Below are 18,088 nucleotides of genomic sequence, written 5' to 3'. Positions count from 1 at the left end.
TGGACGCGGATGGAAACGTGACTGTGCGCAAGCCATGCTCGCTGGGTTGAGTGAACTTCACAGCGGTCGTTTTGATAAGGCTTGGCAGAAAACCGTGCCCATTGTCATCTGAAGTCGCCGACACTTTTGCGGTATACTCCGCTTGCGGCGATGGCTTGCCCCACGTTGATAAATGGGTTCGCCACGAGTGTGACGAGGAGAATGACGTGCAGTGCGCGCGTGAATTGCGTCAGACGATTGTGTTTCATGATGCCCCCACCGGAAAAGAATGCGATCGTGATTCAGTTCCTAAAAACAGCAAACGCAAACTAACATACCACGCCTGTGGTATGACGAATTGGATCAGGATTTACGTAGGGATGGTTAGGTACAGGAACAGACGAGCAAACCGAGGAACCCTGGGTCTAGAATACGGCAATGCAACGCGCACCTCCACAGTGAGATGAATTACGACGTGCTGTGCGTACGATCGAGCTTTAGTGCAGGGTCAAACCGAGAAGAACTGATTGAAGATACAAACATGTGTGAGTGCACGCATGTGCGCAAACTGGGCGCATTATAACATGAGAACCCAGTTTTTGTGCCAACGAGTTTAGTCAAATTGAGCGGAGAAAAGATAAATTTTCTTTACTTTCGCGCGCCAAAGGAAACCGCCGGTGGTACCGTCCAGTCACAAACGGGCGAGTCCAACGAATGGTGTGCGGGTCTATTGAGCGATGGTTTTGAACCATCTGGCGCGTGAATTTCAATATCCCATATCACCAGATAGTGGGGCATTTTTTGTGTACGATCTCACGCTCGTTTGAAGCGCTGTCGCAAATGTGTTATACTTGACGGCGTCGAGGAGTGATCCCAATGCCAACACTACCCAAGAATGGTCGCCGTAAATCCAGTTCCACGCGTCGCAATGCTGACCTGGCACGCGCCAAGCGAATCCTGCGCGCACATTTACCGGCGTTGCGCGAACACTATTCGATTACATCGCTTGGTATCTTTGGCTCGTACGTGCGCGGTGATCAGAAAAAGAAGAGCGACTTGGATTTGCTGGTAGAATTCGAACGCGCTCCTTCGCTGTTCAAGTACGTCGAACTGGAAGATCATCTGAGCGAACTCGTCGGCATCAAAGTGGATTTGGTCATGAAAAAGACGCTCAAGGCGCACATCGGTCGCTATATCCTCGCTGAGGTCGTCCCGTTATGAGCGCCAAGCGCGTCTACACCGATTATTTACAAGATATTGTCGACTATTCCGAAAAAGCAATGCGCTTTGTCAGGGATGTGAGTTTCGATGAATTTGGCGACGACGAAGAAAAAATTTTTGCGGTCGTCAAGATGATCGAAATTGTTGGCGAAGCCGCGCGGCATTTGCCGAAAAACCTGCGCAACAAATATAACGCGATTCCTTGGAAGCAAGTGACTGGGATGCGCGACAAAATGACACACGAATATTTCAGCGTTGATCTCGAAGTTGTGTGGCGTACGGTTCAAGAGGATTTGCCGCCCTTGCGCGACATTGCAAAAAAGATGTTGGAGGACATCGCAAGTCAGGATTCAAAATAGACGACTCGTGTCTCTCCAGTCGCCCTCATTGAACATTCGGTTGTTGATGTGCTGCTCGCCCATGTCTTATTTGCGGTCTGGGGAATTCTGCTGGATAGACGATGATGGACGAATGGTGAAAAGGTTGGATTTGGAGTGTGCGCCCCTCCGAGAACGGGTGTGCGTCAAGTTTTTGGGTGGTGAAAAAACCTTGCGAAGGTTGAACGGCAATCATATTTGATTTGTCGTCAAAACCTTCGCAAGGTTGAGTGTTCCAAAATTTTGACGCACACCCTCCGAGAACAGTACGGTTGACTATTGGTTATCTTTGCCTATAATGAGCACATCGTATCCAAACTCGTTGGGTTATTGGGAACTGACGAGCGTTGGGCGAGGCTAAATCAAGAACCCAAGGGGCTAGAATTAGGTGACCCAGGATTGCGACTCATAACCCAAAGGTCCCCAGTTCGAGTCTGGGCCCCGCTACTCGACGGCTGGGCGACTGTGAGAATACAGTCGCCCAGCCGTGTTTTTATTTCGGAATACACCGCAAGCACTTTCAGGCATTTTTGACCTCGCCAATAAACTGCGGTACAATTTGGTTGCCTCGCCGCGCGAATACCACGCGCGGGTGAGCAACCTTATGACTGACCAACTATCCGCATACGTTCTCCTGTTGTTCGTATCGTCCGGCATTTGCGGCATCGTCGCGCGTATCGCGTGGCAACGCCGCACCATGCCCGGCGGGATGCCGCTCGTGTTCCTCCTCCTCGGCGCGGCGATTTGGTCGCTCAGTGTTGCGCTAGAAACACTCACGCCGGATATTCCCGGCAAAGTGTTCTGGTCCAAGATCGAATATCTCGGCGTCGCGACCGAAGGCACCTTTTATTTTCTGTTCGCCGCGCAATACACGCATCTCGACCGCTGGCTCACTCGCCGCGCGACATTTTTGCTCGCGATCGTGCCGGCGCTTACCTTTCTCATCGCCGCGACGAACGAATGGCACCAGTGGTTGTGGAACAGCTTTACGTTCGATTTCAGCAGCGGCGACACCCTGCTCATCTACGGACACGCCTTCTGGTTCTGGGTCAACGTCGCGTACAACTATGCGCTCGCGTTCATCAGCACGATCTTGTTGATTCGCTTTGTGATTCGCTCGCCACGTTTGTATCGCCAGCAAGCCCTCGCGATGTTGATCGCCGCGTTCGCTCCGCTCACCGCGAGTGCGATTTACGTCTTTGGTTGGAGTCCGCTCCCGACGTTGGATTTATCGCCGTTCATGTTTGCGTTGACCGGTCTCGCGCTTGCCTGGGCGGTCACGCGCTATCGCTTGCTCGATCTGGTTCCTATCGCGCGCGATCGCTTGATCGAAAAAATGAGCGACGGCGTACTAGTCTTCGACCGCCAGCATCGCGTCGTGGATGTCAATCCCGTGGCGCAGACCATCCTGGGTCGCGAACGCGCGTTGATCGGCGAGCGCGTGGAGCAGATTGACGCGCGCTTGACCGCGCAATCCGATCGCGCCGAAACGCGCGCCGAACTTGCGCTCGACGGCACGCCGGCGCGTTACCTCGAAATGCGCGCCACGCCGCTCTTCGATCAGCGCAACCAAATGGCTGGGCACTTGATCATCTTGTCTGACATCACACCGCGCAAACAGATGGAATTCGCGCTGCACGAGATGAATAGTAAGCTCGAGCAACTTGTCGCCGGACGCACCGCGGAATTGCAACAGACCGTTGCCGAATTGCAGAACGAAATCGCCGAACGGAAACAAGTCGAAACGAAATTGCGGCAAATGGAAGAAGTGCTCGCGCAACGCGTCGCCGATCAAAGCCTCAAACTCTCCGCGTTGTATGAATTGATTCTGTTCGCCGGGCAATCGCTCACCGTGCCCGAAATCCAGGAGCAGGCGCTCGCGACGATCATGCTCGTGATGGGCAGCGACGCGGGATGTATCCATCTGTGGAACGAGAAGAGTCGGACCCTGCAACTCGCCGCGCAACGCGGCTTGGCAACCGCGCAACAATCGCAACTGGGCACGTTACCGGCAGAATGGCTTCTGAACGACCGTATTCCGCGCGCGGTCACGGATTTATCCGCCAACACGCAACTGCCAGCAGAGTTACGTATGCCGAACTGGCAAAGCTATTTGGGCATTCCAACTTTTCTGCTGGGCAAGCCGACCGGCGCGTTGAGTTTGTTCTGGAAACGCACTCGATCGTTTCCGGTCGAAGACATCGCGTTGTTCAGCGCGATGGCAGACCAGGTAAGCATCGTCGTCGAAAACGTGCGCTTGCGTCAACGCAGTGAAGCCGCAGCGGTGCAACAAGAACGACGTCGCCTCGCGCGCGACTTGCACGATTCGGTGACGCAATCGCTGCATAGTCTCGTGCTCTCCGCCGATACGGCGAATCATCGTTTGCGTCAAAACAAGTTGGACCGGCTTGGCGCGTCGCTCGGACAACTCGCGGAGAGCGCGCGGCAGGCGCTCAAAGAAATGCGTTTGTTGTTGTACGAGTTGCGCCTGGCAACGCTCGACCAGGTCAATCTGATTGACGCGCTGCAATTGCGACTCGATGCAGTCGAACGACGCGCTGGGATTGACGCGCAACTCGTCGTCGAGAATTTATCGTTCGTGCCGCAGGTGTGGGAAGGCGAATTGTACTGCATCGCGATGGAAGCGTTGAACAATTCGCTCAAGCACGCACGCGCGACCCAGGTGCGCGTGCAACTGCGCGGTCTCCCGAATGGCATCGTGTTGGACATCGCCGACAATGGGCAAGGCATCGCGCCGACCACCGCTAACTCGGGCGGGATGGGCTTGCGTAATATGCGTGAGCGCGCCGAGCGGCTCGGCGGGACGTTGGTGATTGATTCGACAACTGGGAATGGTATGCGGATTCATTTCGCGATTCGTGAGACAAACGCGTAGAAAATTGGAGGGTGGGATGGCGAATCAAAAAATTCGTATCCTCGTGGTGGACGATCATCCGTTGATGCGCGAGGCGCTTTGTATGGCAATCGAAGATGAAGCCGATATGCAAGTCGTCGGCGAAGCGGCGAACGGCGAGGATGCCGTGCGGCAGGCGCACGCGCTCAAACCGGACGTGACGGTGATGGACTTGTTTATGCCGCGCCAAGATGGTTTGCACGCGATTGCCGACATCAAGAGTCGCGATGCAAACGCGCGCATTCTCGCGCTCACTAGTTCGACGGACGAAGCGATGGTCTTGGCGGCGGTGCAAGCCGGCGTGCTCGGTTATTTGATGAAGGACAGCGCGCGCGAAGAATTATTGCAAGCGATTCGTCAAGTCAGTCAAGGCAACACATTCCTGCCGCCACAAATCGCGCAGAAACTCGCCAACAGCGTGCGCGAGCAAAAGAAGGAACACGCCACGCCGCCGGTCGAGCCGCTCACCGACCGCGAGATTGAAGTGTTGGGATTGATTGGACAAGGCGCGTCGAACAAACAGATCGCGCAAACGCTCAACGTCAGCGAGGGAACCGTCCGCACGCATGTGCACAATCTCTTGGGCAAATTGGGATTGGAGAATCGCAATCAAGCGATTCTCTACGCGGTGCGCGCCGGCATCACCAAGATGTGAACCTCGGTGACTGCCACGCTTGCGAAGGTGGCTGACTAGCGCGTCCCCTCTGATAAGCAAAACTTGTACCGATCCATTTCTTGACAAATCATCCTTATTACAGTAGACTCGAATTGTAGGTAAAGATCGCCTCGCTCCACGGGGAATTGCTTGCAACACCAATGCTGGTTGTTGCCGAGTATCACCCGGGCGCGAGGTATTTTTTTTCGGAGTGACGATATGTTGGGAGCCCACGAATTACAAGTGTTCCTCGTCGCGGCGGAGGAAGAGAATTTTTCGGCGGCGGCGCGCAAATTGCATTTGAGCCAACCCGCGATCAGCTTCCAAGTGCAATCGTTGGAAGAGCACTTGAACGTACAGTTATTTCAACGCACTGGCAAGCGCATCTCGCTTACGGATGCGGGGCGCGATCTGATGCCGCTCGCGCGCGAGATGGTCAATCTTTCGGCGCGCATCGAAGAAACGATGTGTCTGCAACAAGGCATCGTCAAGGGACACATCCAAATCGGTTGTAGCACCAGCCCCGGCAAATATGTTCTCCCTCAATTGATCGGCGCGTACCGCAAACAATATCCCGACGTGCAATTCAGCGTACAAGTGATGAGTCGTGAAGATGTCGAAGAAAAATTGCTGCGGAAGGAAATCCATATCGGCGTGTTGAGCATTCCCAGCCGCCACAAGGAACTCGAATGTTGGCGACTGTTCGACGACGAGCTAGTTTTGATCGTCGGCGCGACGCATCCCTGGGCAACACGGGACATGGTTACGCCGGCTGAATTGAACGAGGTAGATTGGATTTTGCGCGAGGGGGGCGCGGCGACGCGGCAATTGATTGCATCCACGTTGATGGAGCATCGTTTGTCGGCAGATGATTTGAACGTAGGGATGGAACTGGGCAGTGTGGAAGCCGTAGAAGCCGCGGTCGAAGCGGGGCATGGCGTGTCGTTTGTTTCGCGGGTGGCAGTCAAACGGGGATTGGAACTGGGGCGCATCAAAATCGTCCCGGTCGCCGGGCTAGTTCTCCGACGTCAAATAATGTTCGCGCGCAACCGGACGCGCGCGTGCACCTGCACCCAGTTGCGTTTCCGCGAGTTTCTCGAATCGCCCGCCGGACAGCAACTCATTGCCAGTACCGTCGGTTAAGTCGCGCAAGTAAAATCATTTTCCCGAATCCAGGTTTCTTCCCTTCGAGGAAACCTGGATTCTTTTTTGATGCCGGGATGCGAGAAAGAAACCAGGTTTCTTCCCTTCGGGGAAACCTGGTTTTTGACGAAGGTACTAATCATCGAGCATCATGGATTGAGCACGCGGGCTTCATCGGTCAAGATGATCTTGTTCCCCACCTTGATCTCCATGCGATACGTGCCGGAGGCGAGCGGCTGACCATCTTGACGAAAAACAGAATGCCAAACCGAGTCATCACCGGCTTGAAGAACGTATTCCCCTTGCGCCCAGAACGCGCCATTGTAATACCACGTGGTTTGTAATTTCGTGCCAGCCGGGACGCCGGTCGGGTTCCACGTTGCGTATATTTCGAGAGGGCGCGCGGAGAAAGTTTTGTTGGCAACGACATTCAGGGGCGTGCCGACGGTTTTGTCATAGCCCGAACTCCACGTCAATACACTCGCTGGGAATGTGGGTACGACAATTGGACTCGGCGTGGCGGTGGCGGTCGGCGTACGCGCGACGGGCGTGTTCGTCAGAGTAGATGTCGGCGTGTTGGTGCGCGTGGGTGTGCTCGTAGACGGCAAGGTTGTCGCGGTCACGACGACGACCACGGGCGACAGAACCTTGACCGGCGGAGGTGTGTTGATTTGCGGTAGTGGCGTCGCCGTGACAAAGACAACCGACGGCGTTGTCCCCGCACCGAGGAATGCGGTTCGCAACGCGCCTTGCCCCCACGTCACCGCAAGACCCAGTCCAAGCGTTAGCAAACCGCCCACAACCGTTCCCAGGATCGCGCGCGCTCGGCACGATCCTTGCGGCTGCGCTTGCGGCTGGGGTGTAGGTGGCGGCGGCGTGGGCGCGACCCGTGGTTCACGTTGGGTAACGCCCGGCGGAGTGGCTTCGACCCAGGATTGCCCATCGTGAATGTACCACGTGCCGCTGTCCGCGCCAAGCATCCAGAAACGTCCTTGCGCGTCCTCGACGATCAACTCTTTGAGCGCGCGGTCGAACTGCTCGGACGTAATTCGTCCGGCGGCGAATTGCCCTTTCAACTTGAAAAATTCGCGCTCGGCATTTTCAAAACGTTCGTCCGTCAAGGATGCCTCCACAACAAATCATTTGCACGCCACAACCAGTTTGCCTTCCGCCATAAGACTGATCTCAGCGACACCACCCCCGTCCTCCCTAACCGAGCCGCGACAACTCGCACCCGCGCCCGCCGCCTGTTCGAATTGCTGCATCTGCATGGCAATGTCTTTGAGTCGCCGAATGACCTCGAGCAGTTGCGGACCGGTGAGTTTATCCGAATTTGCCAATTGGTCGTTCAGATATTGGCGCGTCAATTTGGCATACGCGATCCACTCTTCATCGCGGATCACCGTCACGCGGTATGCGCCCGGCTCAACATCCGCGGTGGAACTCTCGCCCGGCGAAGGCGACAACACTTCGGAGCGTCCTGCCGCGTTGACGATCACGCGCACCGGGATGCGCGTCTTGTTGTTCACGGTGATGGATGGACCACAACCGGCGATCAACATTGCCAATGCGATCCAGACCGCGAGCGATATTCGTCGTCGCATGTTTGCCTCCCCAACCTAGCGGCACAGCGCCGAGGTCTGAATCACAAAATCGGTTCCCACCGTCGAAGGGTTGTTTGCGCGATTGACGACGATGCGTTCAGGCAGAACGACGAATTGATATTGCTCGCCCGACTTGACGGTCAACGCGCACGCGCCAAGATCAACCGCGCCGCGCGTCGCGCGAAACTCGACGCGATACCGACCAGGGTTTTGCGCGCGGTACGCTTTCACGTCGAAGGCGTTCAGGCGCAACGATCCCTGGCTCGGTGAAGAACCCTGGGCAGGGTTCAGTTCGCGCACAGTGACATCAATGCCGTCATCGCGAAAATTATTTATCTCGATGTCGGCGGGTCCCATGCCGATGAGACTCAACACCGTGTTCAACGTGATCAAACGATTTTGAAAAGCATAAAAGCCACCCGCGCCCAGGACCACAACTAACGCAACAAGGACAAGACAACCGGGCACAAGCCAGCCCGCGCAACCGCGGCTCTGCTTGGGCTGGGGGGATGGCGGCGGCGGCGGCGCAATGGGACGCACTGACGACGCACTTCGCTCCGGCATTCCCATTGGGCGCGGGGGCGTCGTCGCCGGCTGAACCGTTCCGTACGGATTCGCTTCGACCCAGGATCGCCCATCGTGCACGAACCACTTGCCGCTGTCCACGCCGGGAACCCAGTGTCGTCCCTGCGCGTCCTCGACCATCAAATCATGCAGCGCGGCTTCGAATTGTTCGCGCGTGATCCGCCCCGTTTCAAGTTTTCCGCGCAGAATAAAATATTGCTCTTCGGCTTGTTTGAAAGGATTCGGTGATTCCATTTTTCGTTTTTGTCATTTCTCCGATAACCGCGATTGTCCCGACAGCGCAAATTCGCCTGACGGCGTACTCACCTGGGCAAATCGGTCGGCTTGGCGCGACCGCGCGTCACGCCGCGCTCCGGCAAATCCGTCGGGCGACGCGGTTTTTTCTCGGCGGTGAGCGGCTCGCCGCAGTTCGGACAAAATCGCGCGGGCGCAACGTACGCGTGACCGCAGTGCGGACACGCTTGCCGCGCGAGTGGGGTCGCGGGTGCAGGTGGAATCGCCGGCGCGGGTGGAATCGCCGGCGTGGGTTCGATCACCGCCGGCTTGATTTCCGCGCGCGGCGGTTCAATCACCTCGGGTGGTACCTCGACTTGAACGCGTGACGGTTCAATCGCTGTGGGCGGTACCATGGCTTGAACGCGCGGCGCGTCCGCGCTCGGCGGCGCGAGAACGGGATGCCGATTCCACGCGAGCGTCAGCGCGATGGGCATTGTGGCTGCACTAAGTTGCGGGGGCGGCGCGGCAACACTCCAGTGTGTACGATCCCAACGATACCACTGATCGCTCGTCGCGCCCGGCATCCAGATGTGTCCCAGGTCGTCGGTGAATTGAAATGCGCGCGTGATATTTTTGAACGCGTTGGCGTCCATCAGCCCGAGACGAAATCGCTCGCGAAAAATTTCGAGTCGCGCGATCCATTCCGCGGGCGTTGCGCGTTCGGCTCTCGTTTCAGTTTGTTGTTCCATGACAACACCCTCACGGAGTATTTTCGTAAAGACATTGGTCGAGCTTGGGTTTGATTTCCTTCATCGCTTTGAGCACGCCATCGTACTCGGCTTGCTTGGCTTTGAGAGCATCCACGATGCGCTGAACGTCATTGCGCGCTTCAATCAGAACCTTGGCGACTTCGTCCGGCGATTCGGCGAATTTATTTTTGATGTGTTCGCGCGCGGCAGCTTCGGCAGTGTTCAGCGCTTGTTGCGCCGTGCTTGCTTCGGTCTGTGCTCCTTCGAGATTTGTTTTGGTGCGCGTGACGTTGCTCTCCGCTTCTGCGGCTTCTTGCGCGACATTCGCCGCCTTGCTCTCCGCCTCCGCCGCTTTGCTCGCTTTTTCGGCTGCTTCGGACGAAATCTTTTGCACAGCGGTTTGCGCCTTTTTCGCGTCTTCGGCAACCTTTGCCACTTGAGTCCCCGCTTTGCGCGCCTGCTGTAGCAGCGGATCCAACTCCTTCGCCACGCCCGACAATTTGCCTTCGATCTCCGTCACCTTGTTCACTGCGTGGACCAAGTCTTCTCCCGATGACGCGGCGTACTTCGCAAAGGCGTCATCGCCCATCACGCGGCGGAGATGATCGTTCAGATGCTTCTCCGTAAATTCCTGCGTGACCTTGCTGACATCATCTACACCATAGAACGCCTTTGCCGCGTCGTCCAAAACTTTTTTGAGTGGCTCCGCCTGTTTGTACAGATTGGCAAGTTGTCCTTCCAAATGAGCCAACTCCGCCAATTGCGATGGCGATGGATTCGGAAGTGCGCGCAGCTTGGAAATGTCGATCTTGGTCGTCGCCATATCCAACCCCAACATCTCCATCTTGAACGCCTCGTCATAGAATTTGCTGCCAATGCCGGCGGCGGGTTTCTGACCCAGGTACTTGAGATATGCCTCCTGCCATTGCTTGTACACTTGCGCCTGACCTTCAACCGCCGCCTTCTGGGCTTCCAGAAGCGCGCGCTCCGCCTTGAGTTTGTCCACCTTGGTCGTGGCGGCGGCGAGCGCGTCTTCGGCTTCCTTGATCGCGGCTTGGGCTGCCTTTGCCGCTTCGTCTGCCTCGCTCAGTGCTTTAGCCGCGTCGTCAGCAGTCCCGCGGAGTGCCTTGGCAGCTTCTGCCGCTTCTTCAGCAACTTTCGCTTTGCTTCCGGCGATGCGAGTTACCTCGCCCAACTCATTTGCGAGGTCGGATGCTTTCGAGGACGCTCTGCGAAAAACAGAGCGCGCCGTCTCAAGCGCCTCGGCTAACGTGCGCGGCAGAAATTGCATCAGTGCCCCGCCGAGGTGAACCGTTAGTTCCGCCACAGCTTTCGCCAAGATCACCGTATCTGCCAAATCATAGCCGAACTTGAGCGAAAACTTGGCGAGCAGTTGGTTGAGTTTGAACTGCGCATCCCACTGCGCCTCCGACGCGAATTTGATCTCACCTTCGAGTTTAATCAAGCGCGCTTGGAGGAGCACATAGTCGTCGTACTTATCGAGGCACGCCGGCGGAACTTTTTCGCGCGGGTTTTGTTGTTGATAGGGCGGCGGATTTTCCGGCGCGTCATCGGGCGGCGGAATTTCGCCGGGTCGGGGTGGTCGCCAGGTCAATTCTTGCGGATCCCAGACCAGACCTTCGTGTTCCCACTTTCGTTGTTGCTCGTCCTCCGGCGGATCCCACACATTCGTCCTGCCGCCATATTCGCGCGGCGGTCGTGGCGCAGGACGCGGACGCCGGCGATTGCGCAGCCGATCAATGACGACGGACGTGCCCGCGCCGGCGACCGTGCCGGTTGCCGGGACTGCCGGGTTTTGCGCGGTGGTCGCCGCGGCGGCGCAGTCCGAACGACTGGGATCATTCGGTGGACAATCGCGCGCGTATGCGACACTCGCAAAATAGAACAACCAAATCGAAAATGAGAACGCGCAGTAAAGCGCCAAGATCGCGAATGATGCCGGACGATGATTGCGTTTATTCACAGACACCTCTCCGAATTCAATCTGCCATTTGCCATTTGCCATTTGCCATCTGCCATTCGCCATACGCCACTCCTCACGCGCGAATGAATCGTTGCGCGAGCAATCCCAGGACGATGCCGTACACGCCGTGTCCGATGAAACTAACCGCGACGACTTCGGGGCTAAGTCGCAATTGCAATGCCGAAGGCAACGCGGTGAGCCACGCGATTTCGAGAAACATCGCCCAGACAACCGCATAGTACCAACGCGCGTTGCCCGCGATCACGGTGTACATGATTCCGAACCCAAAGCCGTTCCAGAAATGGTACGCCCACCCAACGACAATCGCCGTGAACGTTTCTTCGGGCAAGCCGGTAATGAGCCGCCCAAACGCGGGATGACTTGAAAATGGATTGAAGCTGATGAGATTGCTCGCGCGAATCAGCACGCGAATGCCATCGTACGCCAGCGTCGCGACGATGCCGCCCCACGCGCCGACGACCAACCGGTCGAGGAACACGCGCTCGTCAATGCGCGCGGCGATCACACCCAGGATCAACAGCAAGACGAGCGAGGGCGCGGCGGTAACGTCCACGAGAAAGTACATCGGCAGCCAACCCGTCGCATGGAGCAAAATCGCAAGCCCGGAGACGGACGCCGCGATGAACGCCGCGCCGGTCAAGCGCCGATGCCGTTGACCAGACTTGAACAACGCGCGGATCATCGTCCCTGCTTCGTCGTCAGAAACATCGTTCCGAAAGACAAAACGAAACTGGTCGCGAACGTGATCAGGGTCATCATGTTCGTATTGAAACCATCGCGCAGCGCGCCCGGACCGCTTCCAAAAACCAGGGTGAGAATCGGATCGAAGATCGGGTAAATAAAGGGGAGGACGCGCGCCATAATCATGCCGCCGATGAGCGACACGATGAATCCGATGACCTGCTCGCGCGAAAGCGAGATGCCCAACCGGGCAAGCGCCGCGCGAACTGACGTGTACGTGGGCTTGACCGCCGTTCGAATGGACTCGAGCGACACGGGGGAAACGAGCGATGCGCCGCACACGCGACAAGCTTGCGCGCCTGCCGCGTTTTGAGAACCGCACTTGGGACAATACATCGTCTTGCGCTCCTTCGCGCGCAAACAAAAAAGAGGCAGACTTATCCCTGCCTCTAACAATTTCATTTGTCAACTATTTTCTGTTCGCGCGCCGCGACTGACAACATCATCATATCTCACCTCATCCTGCACCATCACAGGCGAGTGATCAATTCGTGCGCTAATTGTATGCAGACACGCGTTCGTGTCAATAGCCCAAGTCGCTCAGATAGTCGGCGTCCAATTGGTAGAGCTTGATCATGTGACGTTCAAGCGGTTCGGGCGCGGGCGCGCGTCCGGTGCGTTTGCCGTCGCGATGCGAGTGATTTTTTCTTTGCCGCGGTGCGTCTCCTCACCAGCTTAGCTGGTCGGGCATCCTTTACCCAGGGGGGATCACCGTCATAGTAGAGCGTTTCCGGCGCAATATCCGCGCCATTCTCCCAGGTAAGCGTTTCCGTTTCGGGGTCCACAAAGACGCGTCGAAACAAGGCAGGGTCATTGCGAATAGGAGCAAAGACGGGTCCCGTGCCGATGTACGGAGTAAGGTCTATTACGCGTTGCGTACCGTCCGTAAAAGTGACGTGTACCTTGAACCCGGCAAGCGGTTTGACCGCGCGCACGCAAATCAATTCCGGGTATTTCTTGTTTTGTACGATCGTGCCGATTGTCATCGTTCCCTCTGATTATTCCAGCGGCGCAATGTCCTTGAGCGGCTCTTCGCGCCGGGCGCGTTCCCAGTTGTTCAACAATTCGTCGCGATGGATTTTAGCCCAGGCGAGCACAAGCCGTTGGGCATTCCTGGGCAGTTTGCCAACCACGATTTTTCCGGTCTTGATCTCGATGGACGCTTTGTACTCGGCATAGAGCGCGTGAAAGTGTGGGCTGTGTTTTTCATCGTAGAACATTTGAATTAGGATGCCATAAAATCGGCTGATCGTGGGCATGGGCATCTATCCTCACGCGCGTGTGTGTCCCAATTATCTATGACTTGATTCAACCTGTCAATGTACATGACTTTTTGACAAAGCAGGGCACTACGTGCTATATGTTTAGGCGACTCACGCACCACACTTTTGCGCTTGCAGGGGAGCAAAATGATTCACCTATCGCGATGGTCCAGCTTCATCACGTTTGCGTTCTTTCTCGGCAGTGTGTGGTTGCCGGGATGCACATCGGCGGCAACGCCAACCCCAACACCGATTCCCCCGTCACCGACAAGTATGGCATCACCTACCGCGACGCCGGTCCCAACTGCAGTGCCTCCATCAGCGCCAACAGTAACGCGCACCATCGCGCCGACACCATCGCCGACTCCAACCGCGTTGCCCACGCTCACGCCGACATTGACCGCGAGCCAACGCTATCCATCCGCGTTCGGCATTGATTATGGTCAGCCGGAAAAATATCGCGCGCAAGGCGACCAGACGCGCCTCTCCGATCCGAGCGTGATCAATTCACTGCGCGGCAAAGCGCAGAGCATCGCGCACTTGGGTGAGATTTATTTTTGGATCAAGCGCGAATTCAAAACCTGGTCGGCAGGCGGCAGCACCATCGGCGCGATCACGACCGATCAATTGATGAAAGAGCGTCGCTTGGGCGGCTGTCACGATTGGGGCTTGGTCTACGCATCGGTCGCGCGCGACCTGGGTTATCCCGTCGTAATGATTGACACGGCGGGTATCGCGTGGGCAAAACGATTCCTTGCCAATCAGAAAGGCGGCTACGCCGGACACGTCTTCGTCGAAGTGTTTGTCGCCGGCAAATGGGTACTCGTGGACTCGACCAACAATTGGTACGTCGAAACCGGTTACGACCCGGCGAACCCGGTCATTCCAATCAATATGGGCAACGAAACGGAAGGATTGTTCGTGATGCGGAAAGGCGTGGATACCTGGGGCTATGGCATTCGAAGCAACAACGAGTTGACGCGATTGATGGAAGAATCGGCGCGGCAAATCAAACTCGAACTGCTTCAATATCCGCCGTACATTGTGCAACGTTTCAAATGACGCTACGCATTCATCTGTTCGGTCAGCCGCGTTTCGACGACGGCGAAAAATCATTCAAATTTTCCGCGCCGCCCAAGACCTTGCCTCTATGGTCTTTTCTCTTATTGAACATAGCTCAACCGGTCGAGCGCGAAACAGTCGCGTTTGCGCTGTGGACGGACGAGCCAGAAACGGTGGCGCGCGCCAACCTGCGCCGGCATCTGCATTATTTGCGCCGCGCGTTGCCGCGCGCGCCGCAATCCGTTCCCTGGTTGTTGATCGACGCGGAAACGGTCCAGTGGAATCCGCAAGCCGATTTTTGGCTCGACACCGCTGAGTTTGAAAAACTGTGCAACATCCCCGACCAACGCGCCGCGGCGGTCGCTCTCTACGCCGGCGATCTCCTCGCCAACGTGTACGACGATTGGATCGTGTACGCGCGCGAACGTTTTCGTAATTTGTATTTCGCCGCGCTTCACCAACTCGTTCTCTCTCACCGCGCGCGCGGCGAACATCCCCAAGCCATCGCGTACGCGAATCAGTTGCTCGCGGCGGATCCGCTGCGCGAAGACACGCTTCGTCAGTTGATCACTCTGCGTTATCAAGCCGGCGACCGCGCCGGCGCACTTGATGAGTACGCGCGTTTTGTCCGTCGCCTCGGCACAGAGCTTTCCGTCGAGCCGATGCCGGAGACAGTTGCGTTGTACGAAGCGGTGGTCCGCAACACACGACTTCCCGGCACAGCGCCCACCAGCGAGGTCACGCCGAACGAGAAAACCATTCCCTTCGCGCTCCCCTTTGTCGGACGCGAGGCGGATGTGGAACGCTTGCGCGTCGCGTGGAGTCGCGCGGCGCAGGGACAGGGTAGCATCGTTCTGATCGGCGGCGAAGCGGGCATTGGCAAAACGCGGCTCGCGACCGAACTCGCGCAGTTCGTCGAAACGCAAGGCGCGCGCGTGTTGTGGGGCGACACCGCGTTCGCCGAGCCGATGCCGTATCAGGCGGTCATCGCCGCGCTCGCGTCCGTCCTGGCTTTGCTCGCCGCGTTGGAGATCAATCCGATTTGGCTGTCCGCCATCGTGCCACTCATCCCGGCATTGGCGACGCGGCGCGCGGACCTCGCCAAACTTTCGCCGCTCGATCCCGACCGCGAACGCGCGCGCTTGTTCGAAGCGTTGGCGCGCTGTTTCGAAGGATTAGCGCAACCGCGCCCGATCCTGCTCATCCTCGAAGATTTGCATTGGGCGGGCGCGGCGACGCTGGCGTGGCTCGAATTTTTCGCGCGCCGCGTTTCATCGCACCGCGTCCTCGTTCTGCTCACGTATCGCGATGAAGAAATCACGCGCGCGCATCCCTGGCGCGATCTGCGCCGCCGTTTGGAAACGGAAAACCAGGTCGCGCAGTGCGCGCTGACGCGGCTCTCCGCGACCGATGTCGAAAATCTCCTCGCGCAATTTGCGACCGATTCAACGCCACCAGGGAATGATCTCGCGCGCGATCTGTACGCGGCGAGCGGCGGCAATCCACTGTTCCTCACCGAACTGATCCGCGACCTCGACGATGCGCATCCAACGACGCTCGGCGACATGATTCCAAAACACGTGCAAACGACGATTGCCAGCCGCGTCGCGCGGCTATCGGAATCCGCGCGCATGTTCGCCGGGATCGCAGCGGTGATCGGGAGCGCGTTCGACATTGAATTGGCGCGCGTGGCGTGCGGGTGGGACGAGCATCAAGCGCTCGACGCGGTGGACGAATTGCTCGATCAGCATCTCATCCGCGAAGCCGGCGGGCACGGACGTTTCGATTACGCGTTCACGCATTCCTTGCATCAAGCCGCGATCTACGCGGACACACCAGAAGCGGCGCGGCGGCGGCGGCATCATCGTGTCGCGCGCGTGATGGAAGAATTGTACGCCGACCGGCTCGACGACCTCGCGAGCCAACTCGCGCTCCATCTGGAACGCGCCGGCGAAACGCGCCGCGCGGCAGAGTACTCTTTACGCGTGGCGCGGCGCGCGCAAATGATTTACGCGGATCAAGACGCGTTGGAGCACATCGCACACGCGCTCGAACTCGACCCGGATCAGCGAACGCGGTTCGACCTGGTTCGGCTCCGCGAGACGATCCACAGCCGGCGCGGCGAGCGCGACGCGCAACGCATAGACCTGGAGCAACTAGCGCAGAGCGCCCTGGCGTTGAACGACGACGACGCGGAATGCGAGGTGTTGCGCCGGCAAATTCTTTTTCTGCGCGCGCTTGGCGAACGGCAGGATGAGGCGGCGGCGATTGACGCGCTAACGACGCGCGCGTTCGCGCGCGACGCTAAATGCTGGCAAGCCGAAGCGATTCAGGCGCAAGCCGCGCACCAAGTCTTGATCGGTGAGTACGACGCGGCGCACGCTTCGCTCGAACACGCACTCGTTCTGCATCGCGAACTCGACGATGCGAATAACCAGGTGCAATGCTTTTGCCTCCTCGCCGAAGTCGCGATTCATCGCGGACAGTGGTCGCGCGTTCAACCCCTCCTCGATCAAGCCACCGCGCTCGCCGAAGCGCGCGGCAATTACGCGCTCTTGATCCAAACGTGGCGAACGACATCGGGCGTCTTGTTCGCGCGGCAAGATTTTGACGCAGCGGCGCGTTTGGCAAACCAAATGCTCGAACGGTGTCGCGCGATGGGCGACCGCGAAGGCGAAGCGGACGCGCACGCACGCTTGGGCGCGATTGCCGCGCGTCAGTTTCAAATTCAATCCGCGCGCGAACATTACGATCAGGCGCGCAAGTTGTACGCCGCGTTGGAAAAACGGCAGGGTCTAGCGGCGGTGATGATCAACCGCGCGGTGCTAGCGAGCCGGCTAGGACATTACGCGGAAAGTTTGGATGCGTATGCACAAGCCGAGAAACTTTTCCACGCGTTGAATGATCTGCGCGGGCAAGTGGTCAGCGCGCTCAACCTTAGCATTGTCAATTTGTTTCAAGGTGATTATGCCGCCGCGAAATCCGCCGCGCAACGCGGCTTGGAACTCGCGCGCGCGATGAACGCCGCGGTGATGGAGGCGAACGCGCTCGCGAACCTGGGCGCGGCGGAACGCGACCTGGGCGAACTGCCGGACGCGCTCGCGCACATGCAAGCCGGGTTGGCGATCCGCCGGCAACTGGGACAACCGGCAGAACTCGGCACCGACCTGTGCGATCTCACGGTCGCGTACCTGCGCGCCGGCGATCTGGGCGCGGCGCGCGCCTCCACGGATGAAATGCTCGCGCTCTACGCGTCGGCGGCAGAGACGATGATGCACCCGCAGTACATTTTGTGGGCGGCAGCGCAAACCTATCGCGCGTTGGGCAATGGTAAACGCGCGCGCGAGTTGCTCGAGCAAGCATACCGCGTGCTCGAAGATAAAGCCGCGGCGATCCCGGACGCCGAATCGCGCGCGACGTTTTTCCATCTGCCGTTCAATCGTGAGTTGCGCGAGGCATCTTCGACAAAGACCCGAAGGGTTTAGGAAACCCTTCGGGTCTTTGATTTTTAGCGCGAATTCCATTGGGTTTGTGATTTTGTAGAGACGTTGCACGCTTCGCGAACGTCTCTTCAA

Annotated in this window: 17 protein-coding genes; 7 read left to right on the top strand and 10 right to left on the bottom strand. The window is 57.8% G+C overall.

Features of this window, described 5'->3' with window-relative positions:
• Window positions 1-104: 104 nt before the first annotated feature.
• Complete coding sequence (locus HY868_17810) at window positions 105-248, bottom strand: hypothetical protein (protein MBI5303996.1); 144 nt, start codon at window positions 246-248, stop codon at window positions 105-107.
• Between the two features lie 607 nt (window positions 249-855).
• Here HY868_17810 and HY868_17805 point away from each other — a divergent pair.
• From HY868_17805 to HY868_17785, 5 genes are all read left to right on the top strand, one after another.
• Window positions 856-1,200, top strand: coding sequence for a nucleotidyltransferase family protein (locus HY868_17805; protein ID MBI5303995.1), 345 nt, complete (start codon window positions 856-858; stop codon window positions 1,198-1,200).
• On the top strand, window positions 1,197-1,559 hold the full coding sequence (locus HY868_17800) for a DUF86 domain-containing protein (protein ID MBI5303994.1): 363 nt from the start codon (window positions 1,197-1,199) through the stop codon (window positions 1,557-1,559). The genes HY868_17805 and HY868_17800 overlap by 4 nt, the downstream gene beginning before the upstream one ends.
• A gap of 622 nt (window positions 1,560-2,181) precedes the next feature.
• Window positions 2,182-4,473 (top strand): PAS domain-containing protein, encoded by a 2,292-nt coding sequence (locus tag HY868_17795; GenBank protein MBI5303993.1) that lies wholly within the window; start codon window positions 2,182-2,184, stop codon window positions 4,471-4,473.
• Window positions 4,474-4,489: 16 nt separating this feature from the next.
• Window positions 4,490-5,146, top strand: coding sequence for a response regulator transcription factor (locus HY868_17790; GenBank protein MBI5303992.1), 657 nt, complete (start codon window positions 4,490-4,492; stop codon window positions 5,144-5,146).
• Between the two features lie 219 nt (window positions 5,147-5,365).
• Window positions 5,366-6,289 (top strand): LysR family transcriptional regulator, encoded by a 924-nt coding sequence (locus tag HY868_17785; protein ID MBI5303991.1) that lies wholly within the window; start codon window positions 5,366-5,368, stop codon window positions 6,287-6,289.
• A gap of 149 nt (window positions 6,290-6,438) precedes the next feature.
• Here HY868_17785 and HY868_17780 read toward each other — a convergent pair whose 3' ends face one another.
• The 9 genes from HY868_17780 to HY868_17740 all read right to left on the bottom strand — a co-directional run bounded on the left by HY868_17780 (window position 6,439) and on the right by HY868_17740 (window position 13,448).
• Window positions 6,439-7,410 carry a hypothetical protein gene (locus HY868_17780; protein MBI5303990.1) on the bottom strand — a complete coding sequence of 324 codons (972 nt, stop codon included), beginning with the start codon at window positions 7,408-7,410 and terminating at the stop codon, window positions 6,439-6,441.
• Between the two features lie 18 nt (window positions 7,411-7,428).
• On the bottom strand, window positions 7,429-7,893 hold the full coding sequence (locus HY868_17775) for a hypothetical protein (GenBank protein MBI5303989.1): 465 nt from the start codon (window positions 7,891-7,893) through the stop codon (window positions 7,429-7,431).
• A 15-nt stretch (window positions 7,894-7,908) separates the two neighbouring features.
• Window positions 7,909-8,712 (bottom strand): hypothetical protein, encoded by an 804-nt coding sequence (locus HY868_17770; GenBank protein ID MBI5303988.1) that lies wholly within the window; start codon window positions 8,710-8,712, stop codon window positions 7,909-7,911.
• A 68-nt stretch (window positions 8,713-8,780) separates the two neighbouring features.
• Window positions 8,781-9,443, bottom strand: coding sequence for a zinc-ribbon domain-containing protein (locus HY868_17765; protein MBI5303987.1), 663 nt, complete (start codon window positions 9,441-9,443; stop codon window positions 8,781-8,783).
• Between the two features lie 10 nt (window positions 9,444-9,453).
• Window positions 9,454-11,427 (bottom strand): hypothetical protein, encoded by a 1,974-nt coding sequence (locus tag HY868_17760; protein MBI5303986.1) that lies wholly within the window; start codon window positions 11,425-11,427, stop codon window positions 9,454-9,456.
• A gap of 73 nt (window positions 11,428-11,500) precedes the next feature.
• Window positions 11,501-12,130 (bottom strand): hypothetical protein, encoded by a 630-nt coding sequence (locus tag HY868_17755; GenBank protein ID MBI5303985.1) that lies wholly within the window; start codon window positions 12,128-12,130, stop codon window positions 11,501-11,503.
• Window positions 12,127-12,525 (bottom strand): zinc ribbon domain-containing protein, encoded by a 399-nt coding sequence (locus tag HY868_17750; protein ID MBI5303984.1) that lies wholly within the window; start codon window positions 12,523-12,525, stop codon window positions 12,127-12,129. Before HY868_17750 ends, HY868_17755 begins: the two co-directional genes overlap by 4 nt.
• Before the next feature lie 248 nt (window positions 12,526-12,773).
• A complete protein-coding gene (locus HY868_17745) occupies window positions 12,774-13,133 on the bottom strand; it encodes a DUF2442 domain-containing protein (protein ID MBI5303983.1) in 360 nt (119 codons plus the stop codon).
• Between the two features lie 54 nt (window positions 13,134-13,187).
• Entirely contained in the window at window positions 13,188-13,448 is a 261-nt protein-coding gene (locus tag HY868_17740; GenBank protein MBI5303982.1) for a DUF4160 domain-containing protein, read from the bottom strand.
• A 150-nt stretch (window positions 13,449-13,598) separates the two neighbouring features.
• Here HY868_17740 and HY868_17735 point away from each other — a divergent pair, with 150 nt between their 5' ends.
• Entirely contained in the window at window positions 13,599-14,513 is a 915-nt protein-coding gene (locus tag HY868_17735; protein ID MBI5303981.1) for a hypothetical protein, read from the top strand.
• Window positions 14,510-17,998 carry an AAA family ATPase gene (locus tag HY868_17730; GenBank protein ID MBI5303980.1) on the top strand — a complete coding sequence of 1,163 codons (3,489 nt, stop codon included), beginning with the start codon at window positions 14,510-14,512 and terminating at the stop codon, window positions 17,996-17,998. The genes HY868_17735 and HY868_17730 overlap by 4 nt, the downstream gene beginning before the upstream one ends.
• Window positions 17,999-18,088 lie beyond the last annotated feature (90 nt).

This window comes from Chloroflexota bacterium (assembly GCA_016219275.1).
Classification (GTDB): Bacteria; Chloroflexota; Anaerolineae; order UBA4142; family UBA4142; genus JACRBM01.
Note: the sequence above shows the minus strand (reverse complement) of the source record. Positions and strands in the feature narration are given on the sequence as shown.